This is a genomic window from Lysinibacillus sp. NPDC094177 (assembly GCF_050279145.1).
GTDB lineage: Bacteria > Bacillota > Bacilli > Bacillales_A > Planococcaceae > Lysinibacillus.
On sequence record NZ_JBNNTW010000010.1, the window covers coordinates 116,341 to 138,236 of the forward strand.

At 37.3% G+C, this 21,896-nt stretch carries 23 protein-coding genes; 19 read left to right on the forward strand and 4 right to left on the reverse strand.

The features are described from left to right. Positions 1-10: 10 nt before the first annotated feature. The 5 genes from ACQKNC_RS16495 (at position 11) to ACQKNC_RS16515 (ending at position 6,277) form a co-directional block, all read left to right on the forward strand. The gene (locus ACQKNC_RS16495) at positions 11-445 is read left to right on the forward strand and encodes a hypothetical protein (RefSeq protein WP_427425853.1); all 435 of its coding nucleotides are present in this window, start codon (positions 11-13) and stop codon (positions 443-445) included. 12 nt (positions 446-457) lie between these two features. Continuing rightward, a complete protein-coding gene (locus ACQKNC_RS16500; protein ID WP_427425854.1) occupies positions 458-1,234 on the forward strand; it encodes an ABC transporter ATP-binding protein in 777 nt (258 codons plus the stop codon). Beyond that, positions 1,206-3,140: an FtsX-like permease family protein gene (locus ACQKNC_RS16505; protein WP_427425855.1), complete on the forward strand. Its 1,935-nt coding sequence runs from the start codon at positions 1,206-1,208 to the stop codon at positions 3,138-3,140. Before ACQKNC_RS16500 ends, ACQKNC_RS16505 begins: the two co-directional genes overlap by 29 nt. A gap of 332 nt (positions 3,141-3,472) precedes the next feature. Further along, on the forward strand, positions 3,473-5,020 hold the full coding sequence (locus ACQKNC_RS16510) for a fatty acid--CoA ligase family protein (protein ID WP_427425856.1): 1,548 nt from the start codon (positions 3,473-3,475) through the stop codon (positions 5,018-5,020). A 609-nt stretch (positions 5,021-5,629) separates the two neighbouring features. Beyond that, positions 5,630-6,277 (forward strand): VTT domain-containing protein, encoded by a 648-nt coding sequence (locus tag ACQKNC_RS16515; protein ID WP_427425907.1) that lies wholly within the window; start codon positions 5,630-5,632, stop codon positions 6,275-6,277. Between the two features lie 137 nt (positions 6,278-6,414). Here ACQKNC_RS16515 and ACQKNC_RS16520 read toward each other — a convergent pair whose 3' ends face one another. Genes ACQKNC_RS16520 through ACQKNC_RS16535 form a run of 4 tightly spaced genes read right to left on the reverse strand, consistent with a single transcriptional unit; the run spans position 6,415 to position 9,080 of the window. After that, on the reverse strand, positions 6,415-7,116 hold the full coding sequence (locus tag ACQKNC_RS16520) for a hypothetical protein (RefSeq protein WP_427425857.1): 702 nt from the start codon (positions 7,114-7,116) through the stop codon (positions 6,415-6,417). Continuing rightward, the gene (locus ACQKNC_RS16525; protein ID WP_427425858.1) at positions 7,113-7,832 is read right to left on the reverse strand and encodes a hypothetical protein; all 720 of its coding nucleotides are present in this window, start codon (positions 7,830-7,832) and stop codon (positions 7,113-7,115) included. The genes ACQKNC_RS16520 and ACQKNC_RS16525 overlap by 4 nt, the downstream gene beginning before the upstream one ends. Beyond that, a complete protein-coding gene (locus tag ACQKNC_RS16530; protein WP_427425859.1) occupies positions 7,816-8,709 on the reverse strand; it encodes an ATP-binding cassette domain-containing protein in 894 nt (297 codons plus the stop codon). Before ACQKNC_RS16530 ends, ACQKNC_RS16525 begins: the two co-directional genes overlap by 17 nt. Then, a complete protein-coding gene (locus tag ACQKNC_RS16535; RefSeq protein ID WP_427425860.1) occupies positions 8,706-9,080 on the reverse strand; it encodes a GntR family transcriptional regulator in 375 nt (124 codons plus the stop codon). The genes ACQKNC_RS16530 and ACQKNC_RS16535 overlap by 4 nt, the downstream gene beginning before the upstream one ends. Before the next feature lie 512 nt (positions 9,081-9,592). Here ACQKNC_RS16535 and ACQKNC_RS16540 point away from each other — a divergent pair. From ACQKNC_RS16540 to hisIE, 14 genes are all read left to right on the forward strand, one after another. Continuing rightward, a complete protein-coding gene (locus tag ACQKNC_RS16540; protein WP_427425861.1) occupies positions 9,593-10,822 on the forward strand; it encodes an EAL and HDOD domain-containing protein in 1,230 nt (409 codons plus the stop codon). Between the two features lie 367 nt (positions 10,823-11,189). Beyond that, positions 11,190-12,032, forward strand: coding sequence for a YitT family protein (locus ACQKNC_RS16545; protein WP_427425862.1), 843 nt, complete (start codon positions 11,190-11,192; stop codon positions 12,030-12,032). A gap of 52 nt (positions 12,033-12,084) precedes the next feature. Continuing rightward, positions 12,085-12,405 carry a cytochrome c551 gene (cccB, locus tag ACQKNC_RS16550; RefSeq protein ID WP_427425863.1) on the forward strand — a complete coding sequence of 107 codons (321 nt, stop codon included), beginning with the start codon at positions 12,085-12,087 and terminating at the stop codon, positions 12,403-12,405. 261 nt (positions 12,406-12,666) lie between these two features. Further along, positions 12,667-13,602 (forward strand): HPr(Ser) kinase/phosphatase, encoded by a 936-nt coding sequence (hprK, locus tag ACQKNC_RS16555; protein WP_427425864.1) that lies wholly within the window; start codon positions 12,667-12,669, stop codon positions 13,600-13,602. Positions 13,603-13,661: 59 nt separating this feature from the next. Continuing rightward, positions 13,662-14,483 carry a prolipoprotein diacylglyceryl transferase gene (lgt, locus tag ACQKNC_RS16560; RefSeq protein WP_427425865.1) on the forward strand — a complete coding sequence of 274 codons (822 nt, stop codon included), beginning with the start codon at positions 13,662-13,664 and terminating at the stop codon, positions 14,481-14,483. Positions 14,484-14,495: 12 nt separating this feature from the next. Next, positions 14,496-15,137, forward strand: a complete 642-nt coding sequence (gene ppaX / locus ACQKNC_RS16565; protein WP_427425866.1) for a pyrophosphatase PpaX — start codon at positions 14,496-14,498, stop codon at positions 15,135-15,137. A 4-nt stretch (positions 15,138-15,141) separates the two neighbouring features. After that, positions 15,142-15,684, forward strand: coding sequence for an acyltransferase (locus ACQKNC_RS16570; RefSeq protein ID WP_427425867.1), 543 nt, complete (start codon positions 15,142-15,144; stop codon positions 15,682-15,684). Positions 15,685-16,141: 457 nt separating this feature from the next. Continuing rightward, a complete protein-coding gene (locus ACQKNC_RS16575; RefSeq protein ID WP_427425868.1) occupies positions 16,142-17,314 on the forward strand; it encodes an ATP phosphoribosyltransferase regulatory subunit in 1,173 nt (390 codons plus the stop codon). After that, positions 17,307-17,930 carry an ATP phosphoribosyltransferase gene (gene hisG, locus ACQKNC_RS16580; protein ID WP_427425869.1) on the forward strand — a complete coding sequence of 208 codons (624 nt, stop codon included), beginning with the start codon at positions 17,307-17,309 and terminating at the stop codon, positions 17,928-17,930. Before ACQKNC_RS16575 ends, hisG begins: the two co-directional genes overlap by 8 nt. 53 nt (positions 17,931-17,983) lie before the next feature. Beyond that, the gene (gene hisD / locus ACQKNC_RS16585; protein ID WP_427425870.1) at positions 17,984-19,258 is read left to right on the forward strand and encodes a histidinol dehydrogenase; all 1,275 of its coding nucleotides are present in this window, start codon (positions 17,984-17,986) and stop codon (positions 19,256-19,258) included. A 4-nt stretch (positions 19,259-19,262) separates the two neighbouring features. Next, positions 19,263-19,862 (forward strand): imidazoleglycerol-phosphate dehydratase HisB, encoded by a 600-nt coding sequence (hisB, locus tag ACQKNC_RS16590; protein ID WP_427425871.1) that lies wholly within the window; start codon positions 19,263-19,265, stop codon positions 19,860-19,862. Continuing rightward, entirely contained in the window at positions 19,859-20,491 is a 633-nt protein-coding gene (hisH, locus tag ACQKNC_RS16595; protein ID WP_427425872.1) for an imidazole glycerol phosphate synthase subunit HisH, read from the forward strand. Before hisB ends, hisH begins: the two co-directional genes overlap by 4 nt. Continuing rightward, positions 20,485-21,246, forward strand: a complete 762-nt coding sequence (gene hisF / locus ACQKNC_RS16600) for an imidazole glycerol phosphate synthase subunit HisF (RefSeq protein ID WP_427425873.1) — start codon at positions 20,485-20,487, stop codon at positions 21,244-21,246. The genes hisH and hisF overlap by 7 nt, the downstream gene beginning before the upstream one ends. Continuing rightward, the gene (hisIE, locus tag ACQKNC_RS16605; RefSeq protein WP_427425874.1) at positions 21,243-21,860 is read left to right on the forward strand and encodes a bifunctional phosphoribosyl-AMP cyclohydrolase/phosphoribosyl-ATP diphosphatase HisIE; all 618 of its coding nucleotides are present in this window, start codon (positions 21,243-21,245) and stop codon (positions 21,858-21,860) included. The genes hisF and hisIE overlap by 4 nt, the downstream gene beginning before the upstream one ends. Positions 21,861-21,896 lie beyond the last annotated feature (36 nt).

Sequence of the window (21,896 nt, forward strand, 5' to 3'; positions counted from 1 at the left end):
GGGATCGGAAATGATGAAAGTAAGTTTGGATGAATGGGTTTTAAATGTAGATACTGAAAAAACAGTGGCATTATACGAATCGCAAAACGATGTTTGTGAGTGTTTATCCTGCAAAAATTTCCGAAAGGCTAGCCTTTTGCTTAATGAAGAGGTAATGCATTTTTCGAATAAGCTTGGGCTAGACTTACATAAACCAACTTTACTTAATGCTTTTCCTGTAGATGGTGAACAAGTGATGTACAGTGGGCATTATACGATTTGTGGAGAAATAATTGAAGGTGAAATGGATGCCTGGGATGTAATTGTTGGTTCGCATTGCTTTAGTCTAGTGGAGGAGGATGGTAATAAGTCAACTGAAACATTAACAGAGCCGCATTTTCAAATTGGCTTTGAAGTAGTATTGCAATGGCTTTTACCAGAATCCATGGAATTAATCAAGAAATAAGGTGAACAAGGTATGCCTATTTTACAAATAAAAGACGTAACGAAAGTATATGAAGGTAAAGTAACTCATCGTGCACTAAATCAACTAAGCTTTGATGTGGAGGAAGGTGAGTTTTTAGCAGTCATGGGTCCATCAGGAAGTGGAAAAACAACTTTATTGAATATCATTTCTACGATCGATGAACCAACGAGTGGAGAAATCATTTTAGATGGCATGAATCCTCATTTGCTGAATGCAACTGAGCTAGCCTATTTTAGAAGAAGACAGCTTGGTTTTGTTTTTCAGGATTTTAATCTATTGCATATGCTGACAGTAGAAGAGAATATTGTGCTGCCACTTACGTTAGACCAACAGCCATTAGAAGTAATGGAGGAGCGTCTTGCAAGCATTGTGGAAAAGCTCGATTTAACCTCTTTCTTGCACAAACGCCCAAATGAAATATCAGGTGGACAAGCACAAAGAACAGCCATTGGTCGAGCACTTATTCATAATCCAAGTCTCATTTTAGCAGATGAGCCGACCGGAAATTTGGATTCGAATTCTTCGCGTGATGTACTTGAACTTTTAACAAAAATCAATCGGGATAAACTAACGACAATCGTCATGGTAACACATGATCCAATTGCAGCTAGCTACTGTGATCGCGTGTTATTTATTAAAGATGGAGAATTTTTCAATGAAATTCACAAAGATGACCGTCGTCAAATGTTTTTCCAACGAATTTTAAATGTTTTGAGCTTACTAGGAGGAGGACAAGTAGGTGACCTTTCGACAATTCGCTTACCGTAATGTCGTACGGAACAGCCGTATATACGGTGCCTTTTTCATGGCAAGTTTTTTTTCTGTGGCTGTGTTTTTTATCTATTCAATGCTCATGTTTCATCCGGATATTGAACAAGGAATTTTAGGAGAAGCATCGTTAATTGGGATGGTTGGTGCGGAAATCGTACTCGTCCTTTTTACATTATTCTTTTTATATTACTCGATGAGTGCTTTTTTAGAGGCAAGATCACATGAGTTTGCAATTTTATTACATTTAGGAATGGAAAAACGCCAGATGAATAGGCTTGTCTTTTTGGAGACAATGATTATTGGATCGGGCTCTATTTTTGTTGGAATTATATTTGGTTTCTCATTTTCGAAATTCTTTTTCATGATTGTCCGAGAAATTTTACATTTAAATGAGCTACCCTTATATGTTTCATGGCAGCCATTTTTACTGACGATTGGTGTCTTCACAAGTGCTTTTGTGGTCATATCCTTTATTAGTGTGTATTTTACACGTGAAAGAAAATTGCGCGATCTCCTTAAGGGAAGTGACTATTTAAATAGTGCTTCAACCTATTCTAAAATCCGTGCAGTATTTGGTATTGCTCTTATTTTATCAGCATACTTACTAGCATTTATTGTATCTAAAACATCGTTAATTGTTTTAACATTATTAATCCCGTTTTTAGCAACCTTTGGAACATATTATTTTTTCAGTGATTCTTTACCTTGCTTCTTAGATAAAGCACGGGGCAAACGTAAATTTCATTGGCAACGCTATCGCCTTCTTTCGTTAGCTGAGCAAACTCATATTATGATGGACAATGTGAAAATGTTTTTTGTGGTAACGATGGTATCGACAATGGCATTTTTATCGGTTGGTGTTTTAGCAACGATGTCTTCATATACAATACAATATGACCGTTTAAATCCACTAGGGCTTGTCTATAAGGGAGATGTCGACAATCCATATGAGCGAAATCATATCGCCTCTTTACGAATTCAATTAGAGGAGAAGGGTTTGTCCTATCATTTATCTCGCTTTGTTGTCATCAAGCAAACATCTTCATATTCTCACAATGAGGTTGAGGTTTTTAGGGAATCAGATATGAATGTATTGCTGTCTTCCTTTAGTTACCCATTACTTGATTTGGCTTCAGGGGAGGCAGTGTTTATACCATACTCGGAAGATTCCCTAAAAAAGCTAAAAAATAAAGTTGTGCATACGGTATTAGAGGAAAATTCTATCCCGATAACAATTGATAGCGTATATCCTAAAATAGTATTCCCAGGCTCTATTGTTAGCGTTAATTCTATAGTGGTAAGCGATGAGGATTTTGGAAAGCTCGTAAAGCCGATTGCCGATAAAGACGTTGTGCAGCCAACCTATCATTTATTTACCTTCTATATTCCTCAGTGGATGGAAACGAAAGATATTGGCAAGGGCATAGACGAGTTAGCAGCATCTCAATATTTTTATAAGAAGGATAGATTTAGCCCATTTTACTTTGAAAATGCAGGATTAAATTATTCTTATATATTAGCTACCTACTCATTATTCACATTAGTAGGGGTCTTGGTAGCAACGGTATTTTTATTAGCAGCAGGTAGTTTCGTTTACTTTAAACTGCATACTTCTCTTGAAAGAGAAAAGCGTAAATTCGATGTCTTAAAGCGAATGGGCTTAACAGAAACAGAGCTCAAAAAGCTTGTGAATCGTCATTTATTCCCTCAATTTTTCTTACCATGGGGTATTGCAATGTTGCATAGCATGTTTGCTTTTCTTATGGTTCAAGGCATCTTGAAGGATATTGCTAATATTTCCATTGTAAAAGAAGTTTTCTTTGCTTTTGGTTTTTTTGTTTTAATACAAGTAGTCTATTTTTATTTGATTCGTTGGCGTTACATCTCGCATATTCGTTCGTGATAAAGTGTATAAAAGAGAAAAAAATGAATTATTTGACGTAATTTATGACATGAAATAAAAAGTTTCGTTGTCTTTTACATATATTTCTTATATAATATTACTGAATAACGATTCATTTTATCTTCATTCATTAGTAGACTCCCACCTCTGAGGTGGTGAGATGGATTTGGGTGTGATTCCTTTTTTTAAGGATGTCCATACATCTACTGAATGAAGATAAAGCCTCCGGCGGATGTCACGGATTTTAAAAGGGATGAATTGTGCATACACAATTCAAAATCCGGACGCAATTACGCCAAGGCGAAATTGATACGATAAAGGGGATGGTGTAATTGAATTTAGTTTCAAGCGTTCGTCAACAAGCATTAGAGCAACCGGATAAAATTGCGTATCATTTTATGGGGAAAGATACGACGTATGGTGAATTTGAACACACAGTTGGTCGCTTTGCGAAGGGGTTAGAAGATTTAGGGGTAGAAAAAGGGGACCATGTGGCGTTTTTACTCGGCAATACACCACATTATTTAATTGCGTTATATGCAACAATGCGTTTAGGGGCGACGGCAATTCCAATTAATCCAATCTATACACCAGATGAAATTTCGTATATTTTGCATAATGGTGATGTAAAAGCTGTTATTGCACTTGACGCACTTCTTCCATTAGTAGAAATGGGTGTACATGCTTTTCCAAAAGTAAAAACATTTGTTGTTTGTGAAACAACAGCAGATGTTGCTGAAAAAGTAACTACTTTATCCGAAGAGGCAAAGGCAAAAATCCATTTATTTTCACAAGTAATCGCTAGTGCATCTGACTCTCTCCAACCAGTAGAAGTAGCTGACGATGATAATGCAATTATATTATATACTTCAGGAACGACCGGTACTCCAAAGGGTGCAATGTTGACTCATGGAAATATCTATTCCAATGCACGAGATGTTGCGCATTATTTGGGCTATAAAGCAGAAGATCGTATTATTGCGACATTACCAGTTTTCCATGTATTCGCGTTAACTGTCGTTGCCAATGCACCTTTATTGAGAGGAGCAACGATTTTACTTGTACCACGTTTTAGTCCAACTGAAATCTTTAAAATAACAAAGGAACAGAAAGCAACAGTCTTCGCTGGTGTGCCAACTATGTATAACTTTTTGTATCAATTACCTGAAGGCAACCCTGAAGATTTCTCATCCATACGTTTAGCAATTTCAGGTGGCGCGTCTTTACCTGTAGCACTATTACATAATTTCGAAAAGAAATTTAATGTGCGTGTTTCAGAGGGCTTTGGCTTATCAGAGGCTTCACCAGTAACGTGCTTTAATCCATTGGATCGTGAGCGTAAGGCAGGTTCTATTGGGACATCCATTTCCAATGTTGAAAATAAGGTAGTGGATGCCAATGGACAAGAAGTGCCCATTGGCGAAGTAGGGGAGCTAATCGTACGAGGACCTAACGTTATGAAGGGCTATTATAAATTACCAGAAGAAACAGCGATGGCTATACGTGATGGCTGGTTATACACAGGGGACTTAGCAAAAATGGACGAAGAAGGGTACTTTTACATCGTTGACCGTAAAAAAGATATGATTATTGTTGGAGGATATAACGTCTATCCAAGAGAGGTAGAAGAAGTACTCTTTGCTCATAATAATATCGTTGAAGCGGCAGTTGTAGGTTACCCAGACCCTAACTTAGGTGAGGCAGTTCATGCATATGTTGTCTTAAAAGATGCAGATGCAACATCAACTGAAGACCTTCTCGCATACTGTGCAAAGCATATGGTGAAATACAAGGTTCCTAAAGTAATTGAGATTATAGATGAATTACCAAAAAATACGACAGGAAAAATTTTGCGCCGTTCATTAAAAGAAAAAGTGTAAGAAACAGTAGCTACTATTGAAAAATAGTAGCTTTTTTTATCCCGCATAAATGAACAGTCAGATTCACATTTCAAGATTTAAGAGAAACAATAAATGTAAGTAGGAGATCAACTGCCAGTAAAAGCTCGGTTGGTTCGAGGCAACAACTGTTTTCTATGCGGAAGCGAAGCGATAGGGTGTTAGACGAAACGTTTTCATAGAATGTGAGATTTTTGCTTGTGTTCCTTTAGTGAGGGACGATGAACACCTACTGATTGAATTTTCACTTTAGGTCAATATTACAGTTCATCACCAAGAGGATGACTTTTGTTAAAACGTCTACTATGTAAATAAGTTGATTGGAGTGGAGACTGGGCGACTCCTTGGGGATTGGTGATGATCCAATATTACAGCAATGTAAAAAAGCACGGTCACTTATTTAAATAAGTTGAGTGTATATGTCTGGAAGTGATAAAATCAAACTTGTGAAATCTACATACTTTTTAAAGGCTTGTCATATAGTGAGGGAGAAGTAACACCAATAATTGTAAACAAGAATGGAACCCTTTGGTGTCTAGCTACGTCAAAGCCTTTAGAAAATTTAATTGAAAGAGAGCATACGAAAAAATGATAGAACTCATCAAGGAGTTAATTAGTTTTATTATGCATATTGATGTGCATTTAGAGGAGATTATTCATAATTTTGGTAATTTGAGTTATCTCTTTTTATTTGCAATTGTTTTTGTTGAAACAGGTGTCGTAATTTTCCCATTCCTACCAGGCGATTCATTGCTTTTTGCAAGTGGTGCATTAGCAGCAGCAATGGGCGCATTTGATATGTGGATATTAATTCCAGTGTTTTTGGCAGCTGCGATATTAGGGGATACGATGAATTATCATATTGGTCATAAAGTGGGAACGTCTATTCCACCAAAGAGCTTCCTTGGTAGAGTCGTTAAAAAAGAACGTATGGAAGCAGCAGAAAAGTTCTTTAATAAACACGGTGGAAAAACGATTGTCATCGCACGTTTTATGCCTTTCATCCGTACATTTATACCATTTGTTGCAGGGGCTAGTAAAATGAAGTATAGCTACTTCATTATGTATAATGTTTTAGGTGCAGTGTTATGGGTACTCAGCTGTACATTACTAGGTTATTTCTTTGGTAATATTCCAATTATTAAAGATAACTTCTCAACGGTTCTTATATTAATTATCTTGCTTTCGGTTATCCCAGCTGTAGTTGGTGCTATTAAAGCAAAAGCAAGTGGAAAATAAAAAAAGACAGTCCAAATGTGATAAAAAATCACTTAGGACTGTCCTTTTTTTGCTCATCATCAAAACGTCAATTAACATATATATTGCATACGTATTTTCGAATGTCATACCTAAACATCGGTGATTATCCATTTTATCTATTCTATATATTGAACAAGACCTTGGGAATCTTCCAGAACCGTACTTCGTGGTATATCGATAACTATGACACTTGAATAAGAATAGTCCATTGTATATGGTTCACGTTCTATCCCACGATTCATATCTAAAATACCTAATGTTGCATTTATACGAAAATAATTTACTTGTTTTGGTAAAGATCCAATAAATAGCTGGTTTTCTGCCACGTATACGTTAGGTAACGGTGCTTCGTTTGCAAGGTCAATACCTTCTATTATGAAAGGAAATTGATAATAGGTAACAAGAGCTTTCCCAGATTCAATACTATCATTATAACGTTGGCGAATCTTCAAGCTTAAATTGTCATCATTTATAACAACAGGTAATGTATTTCCTTCAAAGTTAATTTCCCATGTTTTCTTTTTATAGTCCTCGGTTAAATAGGAAGAATTGTATTCTTGATCATACTTTTGGATTTGATCGAACTTTTTCTCAACTTGTTTAATTTCAGAAGGAGTTAGTACTGGTATTGTTGATTCTGAAAAAAAGCTAATGTATAGGAAGGCAGTAAGTCCAAGTGAGATATAACTAATAATGGCAATCATAATACGTTTAGGTGTCCAAATATTTTTAGCTTTTTTACCTAATTTACTTAGTAGTAGAAAAATAGCAACTACGAATAGTAGTGGAATAAAAAATAAGAAAAATGTCGCTATCATTTGCGAGACACCTCCGATTTATCTGCAATCCAAATAGTGAGGCTAAAGCATAGAAGAGCTACGAGCAAATAAATAACACTAATCATAAGATTGGATAACAATATTAAATGCCTAAGATATGGTGATATAAAAATTAATATAAAGCCGAGCAGCATAAAAATAGATACAAGTATTTTTATAACTAGTGGTCCCTTGAAGCTAGTACCTAATAGTAAACCGATTGCGCCAAATAAACAGATGCTACTAAAACATAATAGTAATGTTGATGGTGAAATAAATATATTTTCTATTATAAAAGATTTCTTTTCCATTAAAGAAATCCCAAATACTTGTAAATAATAAGTCGAAATCATAATGATGACCGCAATAAAACTGTAAATAATCATGACAAATATATTTGCAATGGCGCTAGATGTTCGACTAGAAATAGCAGATAAATCATCAGTACGATACGCTTTTGTTGTAAAGAGAAGTGCTACAATAAATGCCCAAATTGCTGTAACAATAAGAAACGTATCGATTGAGTAAATAGAGAATTGAATATTTAAATTTCCCCGCCCATGACCAGTAGATGCATTTCCAGAGCCAGATGTTAAAACTCCAAAAATGATTTGTACAATAACTAAAGAACTAAGGGCGGAAATATATAATTTTGCTTTCCATTTCACCTGTTTTTGTACAATTGTTTTAAGTGAAATATTAGTCAAAGATTGCATCAATATCACGTCCTTTTCTACTTGTTAAATACTTGCAGACTTCACTTGCGGTAAGGGACGATATCGTAATGCCTTTTGTTCGAAGCGTTTCTTCTGAGACGAATAGTTTACCAGCATCTACAATTGCTGAGGTCATCCCTGTTACAATCTTTTGAGCGTACACTTCCATCTCAGAGAGTAGATCTGCAAGTGCATCACTTGGTCCGCTTAGTGATATGAGCTGTTCCTTAAATTCATCTAAAGGTGCATGTGCAATGACAGAGCCATTATCTATTAGTAAAATTTCTTCTAAAATAGATTCCATCTCTTGTAAATGGTGGCTAGTAATTAAAAATGTTCGTGGAAAGGCAAGGTACTCCTTTAAAATCGCCCTGTAAAAATCTGTACGAATCACTTCGTCCATACCATTCATCGGTTCATCTAAAATCGTTAGTGCGCAGCGACTTACTAATCCGTAAACAAGGTTAAAGGTTGCTAATTGCCCCTTAGATAGTTGCTGATGCTTTGCTGTGAGATCTATACCTGCATAATCGAGCATGCGATAAGCTAGCTCATTTTGCCAATTAGGATAAAAATCGGCCCCCATCTTTAAAATATCTTCAAGCGACAAGTAATCAGAGAAGCTTAATCGATCATCGATAAAAATCATGTTGGCAGCAGTTTGAATATTATTAAAGGGATTTTCATTAAATACTTTGCATGACCCACTTGTAGGCTTTAGGTAGCCTGCAAAAATATTAAGTAAAGTCGACTTACCAGCACCGTTGCGACCAATAATACCGATAATTTTCTCTGCATCAATAGCGCAGGTTACTTGCTGAAGTGCATGACGACGTCCAAAGCTTTTAGATAACTCCTCACATTGAATAATATTCATTCCAATCCCTCCTGTGTTTTTCGAATAAGCACTAGCAATTCTTCATCAGATACAAGTAAACGTTTTGCCTCTAATACGATCTCTTGCGCCATTTTCGTCAATATTTCGTTTCGACGTTTCATTAAAATTCGTTCCTTTGCATCCGTAGAGACAAACATACCTAACCCCCGTTTTTTATATAAAAGTTGTTCTTCAAGTAAGATTGTCAGCCCTTTACCAGCTGTAGCAGGATTTATATTAAATAATTCAGCTAGCTGGTATTGTGAATAGACCTTCTCGTCCGCCTGTAATCGTTCGGCAATGATTTCGTGCTGTAGCCATTCGGCAATTTGAATATAAATAGGTGTTGTACCATCTAGATGAACGAGCATCGAAAAACCCCCTTTCAGTCCTATGTAACATAGTGCATTAGTGTTGTAATGTACTATAAATCAAAATTTGGAAAATGTCCATATAAAATGGAATTTTCGGATAAGTCGACTCGAGAAATTTTTTGGAAGGATTGAGCGAAAAAAGGTCATTCTTAGAAAGGAATAAATAATATATGTGGCGAAGCATAGGAGCAAGGTATTTGTGTAGGTAATAAATTTTCTTAGTTTATTACCTAAAGTTGTAGATTGTACTTTGTGTGTAGCATAAGGAAAAGTTGATTGAAGTGAAGGCTTGGTGACTCCTTGGAAATCAGTGTTACGGATGACCAACATTCTACCGCTGCCGCTTCGCTTTCGCACAAAAAATAATTGTTGTTGCTGCCGCTTCGCTCACGTCCTATTTTCTTATATATAATGTTAATTATTGTTAGAAAAATTTTAGACAGAAGCAGATAGTAATGAAAAATGCTATAATATTAATTACTAGAAAATGGAGAAATGGGGGCGACGAAATGGAAGTATTTATCGGCAGACAACCTATTTTTAACCTTCATGAACAAATCGTTGCGTATGAATTATTATATCGTAGCAAAAACGTGAATGCTTTTCCGATGGTTGATTCAGATGCTGCAACAATTGATGTACTAGTAAACTCATTTCTTTCAATTGGCATTGAAGAGGTAACAAAAGGCAAACCTAGTTTTGTTAATTTTACAGAAAACTTGCTTATGAGTCCCTTAAATGAATATTTAAATCCATCGCAAGTTGTTATTGAGATTTTAGAGGACGTCCCACTTACACCTCAGTTAGTAGAGAGAGTCATTGAGCTGAAATCATATGGGTTTAAAATTGCATTAGATGATTTTGTTTTGGATAATGAGGTACAAGTTTATGATGAGTTATTTGCTTATATCGATTTTATAAAAGTTGACTTTTTATTGTCACCGTTACTTGAGCGAATGGAAATTGAAAATAAAGTGAAAGAAAATTTCCCTCACATAAAATTGCTCGCAGAGAAGGTCGAGACACGTAATCATTTTGAAGTGGCAAAACATTCAGGCTATGAATTATTTCAAGGCTATTTTTTTGAACAACCTCAAATAATTACAGCGACCGATATACCAGCTAATACTATTCAATATTTTTGTATAATTGCATTATTAAAAGAAGAGGAACCTAATGTTCAGTTATTAGCTGATAATATTGAGCGTGATATTTCATTAACGTATAAGTTATTGCAAATGGTTAATAATTCAGAGATGCGATCTAAATCCAAGGTTCGTTCGATAAAACAAGCGATTTTATTGCTCGGCGTTTCAAATTTACGAAAGTGGATTTATTTATTGGCGATGCGAGAAATTGATGTGAATGCAGATAATGATCTTTTTAAAGAAGTCATGTGTACATCGTTATTTAGAGCAAAAGTATGTGAGAAATTGGCCAAGCTTTCCTATAAGAAAAACTTCTCTGAATATTTTTTAGTTGGGATGTTTTCTTTGATAGACACTTTGTTGCAAAGACCGTTGATGGTTATTTTACAGCAGCTACCTTTTTCAGAAGACATAACAGAAACGATTTTAGGTAATCAAACTGAAATGACGCCTTATTTGGAATTCAGTATTGCATTAGGTAAGTTAGATTGGTCTACTTTAGAAAATTTAGCTCCTCAGCTCAATATTGATTTAACAAAAGTCGATCTTTTATACCATGAAGCAATGGAATGGGCAGAAAAATCTTTATAAACAAGGATTTGATCTAAAATGTCCTATAGTGGAAATTGCAGTTAAGTATATATTTTAGTGAAAAGTCAAAAATAAGCTATCTTAAAATTCTTTTTTAGGTAGCTTATTTTTTATGTTTTATACATTATTGGGCTCATCATTTTATAGTAGAGGATGACATTTGTTGAAAATTATGAAATGTGTATAGTTGATTGGAGTGGAGACTAGGCGACTTCTTAGGGACAGCAATACCCCCACGTTATGATGATGAACAAAATTATAAAAATACATATTCTCTTCATCAAGACGAAGTTCTCAATGCGAAAACTATTTGCTATAATCATCACGTCTTTAAAAAATTCTGATAGTTAAAGTGGGCGTGGGGGAAATGAATCATGATGTAAGGGAAAGCATTGTGGAGTATGTGTACGTCATAGTAGGAGCGGCAATTATTGCTATTGGCTTTAATGTATTTTTATTACCAAATCAAGTAGCTTCTGGCGGCGTAAGCGGGATTAGTACAATTTTACACGGTTTATTTGGTTGGAATCCTGGTTTTGTACAATATGCATTCAATATTCCATTATTTATAGCAGGTGTATTATTCCTTGGAAAAAAGTTCGGGATAAAGTCATTTATTGGAACAGTGACATTACCGTTTATTGTATTATTAACGAACGGATGGGGGCCTTGGACAGATAATCCTTTACTCGGGGCCCTTTTTGGGGGAATTGTTGTCGGTTTGGGAATAGGACTTGTCTTTAAGGGGAATGCTTCTACTGGTGGCACTGATTTACTAGCGCAAATTATTACAAAGTATACCGGATTATCGCTTGGTACAAGTGTACTATTTATTGATGGGATTATCGCAATTAGTGCAGCAATTGTTTTTGACTTAGAGAAAGGTTTGTATGCCCTAATTGGACTTTATGTCACTACAAAAACAATTGATATTATTCAGCTCGGCTTTAGTCAGTCTAAAATGGTTTACATTATTACGATGAAACAAGATGAGGTACGTGATGCCATTTACGCCGAGATAAATCGAGGAGTGACAAAGTTGCCTGCAATAGGTGGCTATACAGGGGAAGCACGACCAGTACTTATGGTTGTTGTTTACCAAACAGAGTTCACAAAGCTGAAACAACTCATTAAAAACGTTGATCCATCAGCGTTTGTTATCGTTTCTAATGCTTATGAGGTGTTAGGAGAAGGTTTCAAACGTGCATAATTTTGGTATAATGTCAGAGAAAGATACTTATTTCCTTTGAGGAGGGGCACTAATGAAAAAGGCGATGTTAACATTAGCGATTGGTTCAGCAATCTTTTTAGCTGCTTGTGGTGGAGGTAAAACGACAACAACTGAAGGTACAAAAACTGCTGCTCCAGATGGCGAAAAAATTGCTATGAAATCTTGTATTACTTGCCATGGTGGTGAGCTACAAGGCCAAGGAAATGCACCAAAAATTAGCGATGTAGGCTCTCGTTTAACAGAAAAAGAAATTTTAAATGTTATTGAAAATGGTAAAGGTGCAATGCCTCCTGGTGTTGTTAAAGGTGCAGATGCAGAAGCAGTTGCCAAATGGTTGGCTACTCAAAAATAAAATGATAATGAAACTAGCGGGCTGGAGAACCGCTAGTTTTTTATATTTTGCAGAATTTTTTAGTCAAACTGACAGAGTGTAAATACATTTCTTTTATACATAGACATGCTAAAATAAGGTGAAACTGCAATCAGAACGGCTGATTGCTAGTTTAACCAATCGGAGTTTACAGACAATTAATGGCCACGATAAGTGGCAATTTACTGACTGTTTACGCGGGATAAAACATATTCAATTCCTTTGAATGGAGGCTACTAAACATTGGTCGTAGTATTAACAAGAGATGTTATGGAGAAGTTTAAGTTAGAACTATTAGCTGGCGAGGAAGGAATAGGAAGAACGATTGTTACTAGTGATATTTCAAGACCGGGGCTCGAGATGGCGGGGTATTTTACGCATTATCCTGCAAATCGAGTACAATTGCTTGGAAAAACAGAGCTTTCTTTTTTTGAAATGCTACCTGCAAATGTAAAACTGGAGCGGATGCGTCTACTGTGTTCGCAGGATACACCAGCTATTATTATTTCTCGCGATTTAGAGGTACCTGAGGAACTTTTACAGGCGTCCAATGAAAAGCATGTTCCTGTATTTAAAACACATATGACAACAACAAAATTTTCGAGTAGGCTAACAAACTATTTAGAAGGTCGATTAGCACCAATGACTGCTGCTCACGGAGTTTTAGTTGATGTATACGGCATCGGTGTACTTATCATAGGAAAAAGTGGTGTAGGGAAAAGTGAAACAGCACTTGAGCTTGTCAAGAAGGGGCACCGTCTAGTGGCTGATGATTGTGTGGAGATTCGTCAGGAATCAGAGAATTTTTTAATTGGTAGTCCACCACCTCTTTTAGAACATTTACTCGAAATTCGAGGCATTGGTATTATCGATATTATGACACTCTTTGGGGCAAGTGCGGTACGGCCGTACAAACGGATCACATTGATTATCGAGTTGGAAATATGGGATCCAGAAAAAGTATATGATCGTTTAGGTTTAGAGGAAGAGAAAATGAAAATCATTGATACGGAATTAACAAAGTTAACGATTCCTGTAAGACCTGGACGAAATGTATCTGTTATTATTGAAGTAGCAGCAATGAATTATCGTTTGAAAAAGATGGGCGTTAATGCAGCCGAGGAATTTTCAAGACGATTAGATGAGGTGATCTCATCAACGGATGAGTTAGACGACTAATCGTTTTTAATTAGGGTTCATTTGCAAGTGCAATGAATTGATTTTGAGAGGAGAACAAGATGGACTTGTTATTATTAGAAATTAATCCGATCGCTTTCCACTTAGGACCTATCCCTGTTCGTTGGTATGGGTTACTAATTGTATCGGGTATTATTTTAGCTTATTTTGTGGGACAAAGAGAGGCCGTTAAGAGAGGCTTACCCGAGGAATTTCTTGCGGATTTATTACTATGGGCTGTTCCTATATCCATAGTATGCGCACGTATTTACTATGTATCGATGCGCTGGGATTATTATAGTGAAAACCCAGAGATGATTATTCAAATCTGGAATGGTGGTATCGCTATTCATGGTGCACTTATTGGGGCATTTTTGACAGCTTACATATTCACTCGTAGAAGAAATATAAGCTTTTTACGAGTAGCGGATATTGCGGCACCGAGTATTTTAATTGGACAAATAATTGGCCGATGGGGAAATTTTATGAACCAGGAGGCTTATGGTGGTCCGGTATCACGCGAATTTTTAGAAAATCTAAGGCTGCCGGATTGGATTATTAATCAAATGTATGTTGAAGAATTAGGAACATACGTACATCCTACTTTTTTATATGAATCCGTCTGGAACTTTATTGGGCTAATAATTTTATTAGTATTACGCAAAGTAAATTTAAATCGCGGTGAAATATTCTTCAGTTATATAATTTGGTATTCAATTGGTCGCTTCTATATAGAAGGTATGCGTACAGATAGCCTATATTTAGTAGGGGATTTACGCTCAGCTCAAGTTGTTTCGATAATAGGTATTGTAGTGGGTCTTGGTGCGATCATTTACCGACGTATAAAAGTAAAACCTGCAGTGAAGTATTTAGATGATAAATAAGGGGTGCAAAGCATGGCTGTAAAGGCATTACTATTTGATTTTGATGGTACATTACTCAATACAAATGATTTAATCATTCAAACATTTATGCATGTTTTAAATGAACGATTTCCCGGGCAATATTCGCCAAAAGATTGCTTGAAATTCCTTGGGCCGTCCTTAAAACAGACATTTAGTGACATTACTCCTGGTGAAGAGGACGCAATGATGGCAAAATATCGTGAATATAATGAACTACATCACGATGAACTTGTCACTCAATATCCTGATGTTGTATCAACTTTAGAGCAATTAAAGGATATGGGTATCAAGTTAGCGATTGTGTCTACAAAGCGTAATGGGATGATTGACCGTGGTCTATCTGTACTAGGCGCAAGTCATTTATTTGATATCCTTATTGGCACGGATGATGTGAAAAATGTAAAGCCTGATCCAGAGCCAGTTTTGCTTGCGCTTGAACGCCTCGGTGTAAACAAAGAAGACGCAATTATGATTGGTGATAATTCTCACGATATTGAGGCAGGACACAATGCTGGAGTTAGAGCGGCTGGTGTCGCATGGGCATTTAAAGGTGAGGAATACTTACAGCAATTCAAGCCGGAATATATGTTGCATCATATGACGGATTTATTTGAAATTGTGAAAGTGGGGTAAGTAAATGGCACGTAAAACAGAACGCTACCGTGTCGAAGGAGCAAACTCGCTTTGGAATATTTATGATACGGTGTCCTTTTGGAAGGTGATGAAGTGTTTCGTTGTCATTCAAATTGGACGCTTCACACCATTTTTACGTGTGAAAAACTGGTTGTATCGAACTTTGTTAAAAATGGAAATCGGTGAACAAACTTCTATAGCTTTAATGGTTATGCCAGATACAATGTTTCCAGAACGTATTCATATCGGTGACAATACCGTTATAGGTTTCAATACGACTATTTTGGCGCATGAATATTTAATAGAGGAATATCGTCTTGGAGATGTTCATATTGGTAATGAAGTAATGGTTGGAGCCAATTCAACGATACTACCAGGTGTTACGATAGGTGACGGCGCGATTGTGTCAGCTGCAACCCTAGTCCATAAAGATGTGCCAGCAGGCTGTCTAGCAGGCGGTAACCCTATGCAAATTATCTATACAGCTGAACAGATGGCAGAGCGCAAACGCAATGAAGTAGTGGAATGGTGCACGCCTAAAAAATAATAATATCTACACTGTGCGAGCTTTGCTATGCACAGTGTTTTTTATTGATCAACTATTGTAACAATGAAATTAAAGTATGACATACGTTTTAAAAGAATGACATTAACTTTTTAATTTTATCACCCAACTTTTGAAAATTATCCACTAACTTTCGCATTTTATCACCCAACTTTTGAAATTTATCGACTAACTTTCACGTTTTATCACCCAACTTCTGTATTTCACATAGTTTTTTGTCTAAAGGTTTACAATTCTAAGGAGAGAAAAACTTGCTATGCCGAATAAAGTTTAAATTTATTTATTTTCGAGTATAATTAACAGAATAATCAGTGTTTAAATTGTTCAATAATTCAGAGGAATTTGCATTGACTGAAAGGGATAAATAAGTTAGAATTCTTTCATAATCTAATTCTCTAACACTCTAGTGAGTTAAAGTGAAACGTAAGGAAGTGTCAAAATGTCGTCGATTAAAATGTTTGAGAAACCACTTGGAATGCGCGATACATTTCCGCAAATATTTGAAAAGGTAGAGGCTGTAAGAAACACTGGACGAGACTTTTTATGCAGAAGAGGCTATGAATTTATTAAAACGCCTGCAGTTGAGTATTTTGATACAGTCGGAAAAGCATCAGCAATTGCCGATGCACATTTATTTAAATTAGTAGATAGCCAGGGCAACACGTTAGTACTACGACCTGATATGACAACTCCGATTGCACGTGTAGCAACATCAAAATTATTAAAAGAGATGATTCCAATACGCCTCGCTTATTTTGCTAGTGTCTTTCGCGCACAGGAAGCGGAAGGTGGACGCCCAGCTGAATTTGATCAGATGGGGATCGAGTTAATTGGAGACAATTCTGTATTTGCTGATGCTGAGGTTATTGTTACGGCAATGGAGTTATTAAAGCAATTTGGATTAGCGGAATTTAAAGTGACGATCGGTCATGCAGGTATATTAAATTGTATCTTACAAGATTATACAGAAAGCGTTGAACAACAAAATATACTTCGGACACTACTTGTGCAACGCAATTATGTAGGGTTTGAAGAAGCAGTAGATTCATTTGATTTACCTAAAACAAAATCCGATGCATTATTGCAATTTATTGAAGAAGCTATGAATGTAAAAGAAATTCAAGATATTGAAAAATATGTGCGCAAAAATGACGCATTAGAATATATGCAGCAGCTCGCTAAATTACTAGCAATTGCAGACTTAGCGGATTATGTAGCCTTTGATTTTACACTTTCTAGTCACATGAGCTATTACACAGGAATGTTATTTGAAGTGTTTGCAACTGGCAGTGGCTTTCCATTAGGCAATGGGGGACGCTATGATGGTTTGCTGGAGGTATTTGGCTCAAAAGTAGGCGCTACAGGATTTAGTATTCGCGTTGATCGTCTATTAGAAACACTTGATGGGCAATGTGACGAACGACAAGAAGCTACAGTTGTACTATTTGAGGAAGAACAATTTGAAGCGGCTCTTACAAAGGTGCAGACACTACGAGAAGCTGGTAAACAAGCTACCTTACAGTTAAGGAGTAGCCTTGTTGATGAAGAATCTTTTTTAGCACACTTTACAAAAGTAATTGTTGTCGGACAGGAGGACGTTGACGGTGAATGAATTAACGATCGCTATGCCGAAGGGACGCATTTTTGACGAGGCATATCAAATGCTTATAGAAGCTGGCTTTAATTTACCAGAAGAAGTCGAAATGTCCCGTAAATTAATGCTTGAAATTCCAGAAGAGAAAATTCGTTTTATATTAGCGAAGCCAATGGATGTTCCTGTTTATGTTGAGCATGGTGTAGCGGATATTGGTATTGCTGGGAAAGATGTTTTGTTAGAACAACAACGAGAAGTGCATGAATTACTGGATCTGAAAATAAGTACTTGTTATATCGCATCAGCAGGCTTACCTAATACGACAATGAATGAAATTGCACCAAGAATAGCGACAAAATATCCTAATATTGCAATGAAATATTATAAGGGTATTGGAGAGCAAGTTGAAATTATTGAGCTAAATGGATCGATTGAATTGGCGCCCATGATTGGCTTAGCAGATCGAATTGTCGATATCGTTTCAACAGGTCGGACGCTGAAAGAAAATGGTTTAGTGGAGTATGAATTTATCACAGACGTATCATCACGATTAATTGCCAACCCAGTAAGCTATCGCATGAAGAGTGACCGTATTATCGATCTTGTGAAACGTTTAAAAAAATGTGTTAAATAAAAATGTTTACTATTGGAAGAGGCACATTCCTAGAATTAAAGGAGATTAATCCTATGAAAATAACCAAGCTAGCAAAAGGTATTTCCTTAAAAAGACCACTTGAAGGTGGAAATGAAGAACAGTTAAAGGTTGTACGTCAAGTATTAGCAGATGTTCGTGCACAAGGTGACGCGGCGATTCGTTTTTATACAGAGAAATGGGATGGCTTTGCCCCTGACCATTTACGTGTAACGAAGGAAGAAATTGAAGAGGGCGCAAATTTAATTGATCATCAGCTTTATGCTGATTTAACAGAGGCTGCCCAAAATATTCGCTTGTATCACGAACAGCAAAAACGTTCAGGTTATCGCTTAGAGCTTAAAGATGGTTCTTGGCTTGGGCAACGAATTACCGCGCTCGATGCAGTAGGTCTTTATGTTCCAGGAGGTACAGCAGCATACCCATCTTCAGTCTTGATGAACGTTATTCCTGCACAAGTTGCAGGTGTCAAACGCATTGTTATGACATCTCCAGCAGGTCGCGATGGAAAATTACCTCCCGGTGTACTTGCTGCGGCTCATATTTTAGGGGTAGAGGAAATATATAAAATCGGTGGAGCTCAGGCGATTGCGGCTCTTGCATATGGCACAGAGACGATTTCTCCAGTTGATAAAATTACAGGTCCAGGAAATATTTTTGTAGCATTAGCAAAACGTGAGGTATTTGGTGAGGTTGCGATTGATATGATTGCAGGCCCAAGTGAAATTGCAGTGCTGGCAGATGACACAGCATTTGCTGATGAGATAGCGGCAGATCTTCTATCACAGGCTGAGCATGATAAATTGGCTTGTGCCATTTTAGTGACAACTTCTGAGCAATTGGCTAAAAAAGTAGCTGATGAGGTGGAGAAGCAATTAACCACTTTACCGCGTGAAGAGGTAGCGCGTGCATCTATCGAAAACTTTGGTGCTATTTATGTGGCTGAAACGATGGCAGATGCCATAGATGCAATTAATTCGCTAGCACCTGAGCATTTAGAAATTGTCACAAAAAATGCTGAGGCTGTATCTGAACAGGTAAGGCATGCAGGTGGTATTTTCATCGGTCGTTATAGCTCTGAACCAGTAGGTGATTATTTTGCAGGGACAAATCATGTGCTGCCAACGAATAGCACTGCACGCTTTGCAAGTGGCTTAAACGTCGATGATTTTGTGAAAAAATCGAGCGTCGTCTTTTATAGTGAAAAAACTTGGGCAGAAAATGCACCGAAAATTGCACGTCTAGCACGTATGGAAGGCTTAGAGGGCCATGCTCGTGCAGTCGAATCACGTGGATGGGAAAAGGAGTAGCACAATGACTGATAAGAAACGATATGCAAAAGTTGAACGTACAACAAATGAAACTCAAATTTCAGTAGCTATCGATTTAGATGGTGAAGGAAAGGCGAATATTAAAACGGGTGTTGGCTTTATGGATCATATGCTAGACCTATTTATCAAACATGGGCTTTTCGATGGGACGATAGAAGCGAACGGTGATACATATATAGATGATCATCATACAACAGAAGACCTTGGAATTGTACTAGGACAAGCTATTCGTGAAGCGCTCGGTGATAAAAAAGGAATAAAGCGTTACGGCACAGCATTTGTGCCAATGGATGATGCGCTAGCACAGGTCGTGGTGGATTGCTCGAATCGTCCGCACTTAGAATATCGTGTGCCACAGTTGAAGGAAAAGGTCGGTAGCTTCGATACTGAATTAGTACATGAATTTTTGTGGAAGTTTGCACTTGAGGCTCGGATGAATGTTCATGTCATCGTTCCTTATGGACATAATACACATCATATCATTGAAGCTATATTTAAGGCGTTAGCACGTGCCATTGACGCAGCAGTGGAAATTGATCCACGTGTTAAAGGTGTACCATCGACTAAGGGGCTGTTAACGTGAAAATAGGTGTTATCGATTATGGAATGGGGAATTTATTTAGTGTTGAACAGGCATTAAAACGACTTGGCTGTGAGGTTGTTGTCACGGCTGACGAAAGAGTGCTGGATGCAACAGACGCATTATTGCTTCCTGGTGTTGGAGCATTTCCAGACGCCATTAAACGTTTAGCTGAAACGAATTTAGATCAATATTTACACAAGGTGAAAACTGAAAATCGACCACTTCTCGGAATTTGCTTAGGAATGCAGTTATTATTTGAGCAAAGTGAAGAAGTGTCCCAAACGAAAGGTCTGGGCTTTTTTAAAGGAAGTATTAAACGATTTAGTGGTGACAACGCTGGGCAACAGTATCGTGTGCCGCATATGGGATGGAATGAGCTTGTAGTGACAAAGCGTCCTACATGGATAAAGGGTGAAGTAACGGCAAAGCATGTTTATTTTGTGCACTCATTTTATGCAACTGATATCGATGAAACGGAGCTCGTTGCTTATGCGGACTATCATGGTATTAAGGTTCCAGGCATTGTGGCAAATGGCTCTATTACGGGAATGCAGTTCCACCCCGAAAAGTCAGGTGAACTAGGTGTGTATTTATTAGAGCAATGGTTGAAAGGGGTGGCATCATGTTAACAAAGCGCATTATTCCATGTCTTGATGTGAAAGATGGGCGTGTTGTAAAAGGTGTACAGTTTGTGTCGTTACGTGATGCAGGTGACCCTGTAGAGCTTGCCAAGTTTTATGATGAGCAAGGGGCAGATGAGCTTGTGTTTCTAGATATCTCGGCATCACATGAAGGACGTGAAACAATGGTTGATGTCGTACGGCAAACTGCAGCTACATTAGCAATTCCATTCACAGTAGGTGGTGGAATTCGTACATTAGAGGATATGAAACGTATTTTACGTGCAGGTGCCGATAAAGTATCAGTGAATACTTCTGCTTTAGAGCGACCGGAGCTTATTAAAGAAGGTTCTGACTTTTTTGGCGCACAATGTATTGTTGTAGCTATTGATGCCCGCTATAGCGAAGAAGATGCCACGTGGATGGTTTATACGCACGGAGGTCGAAACAAAACAACATGGCGGGCAACTGAATGGGCGAAGGAAGCGGTTCGCTTAGGTGCTGGTGAAATTTTATTAACGAGTATGAATCAGGACGGTGAGAAATCAGGTTTTGATTTAGCGTTAACAAAAGCTGTGAGAGAGGCTGTGACAGTTCCTGTTATTGCAAGCGGCGGTGCAGGAAATGCCGAACATTTTTACGAGGTATTAGCTGAAGATGTCGATGCAGATGCAGCACTTGCCGCATCCATCTTCCATTATAAAGAAACGAGCGTAGCACAAGTAAAAGAGTATTTACGTGAAAAAGGAGTGGCAGTAAGATGATTGACAACATTAAATTTGATGATAAAGGTCTTGTCACTGCGGTTGTACAAGATGCTAATACAAAAGAAGTACTAACTGTAGCATATATGAATAAAGAATCATTGGAGAAAACACTTGAATCAGGAGAAACATGGTTCTTCTCACGTTCACGTCAAGAGCTTTGGCACAAAGGGGCAACGAGTGGTCATACGCAAAAAGTTGTGTCTATCAAGACGGACTGTGATGGTGACGCATTAGTTGTGGACGTAATTCCTGCTGGTCCTGCTTGTCATAACGGAACAACTTCTTGCTTTACAGAGATTATTCAGCAAAATGCCAAGGTCGGATCTGTTGAGATTCTTTCTAAACTTGTAAATGTCATCGAAAAGCGCGAGCAAGAAATGCCAGAAGGGGCGTACACTACATATTTATTCGATAAAGGAATCGATAAAATCTGTAAAAAAGTTGGAGAAGAAGCAACTGAGGTTGTTATAGGTGCAAAAAATCGCGATGCAGAAGAAGTAAAATGGGAGGCAGCCGATTTAATTTATCATCTACTAGTGTTACTACAAGAGCAAAAAGTAAGTGTATATGACGTGTTACATGTGTTAGAAAAACGTCACGAAGAGAAATGACGGCATATTGCTTATTGTATGGTATAATAGAAGTTA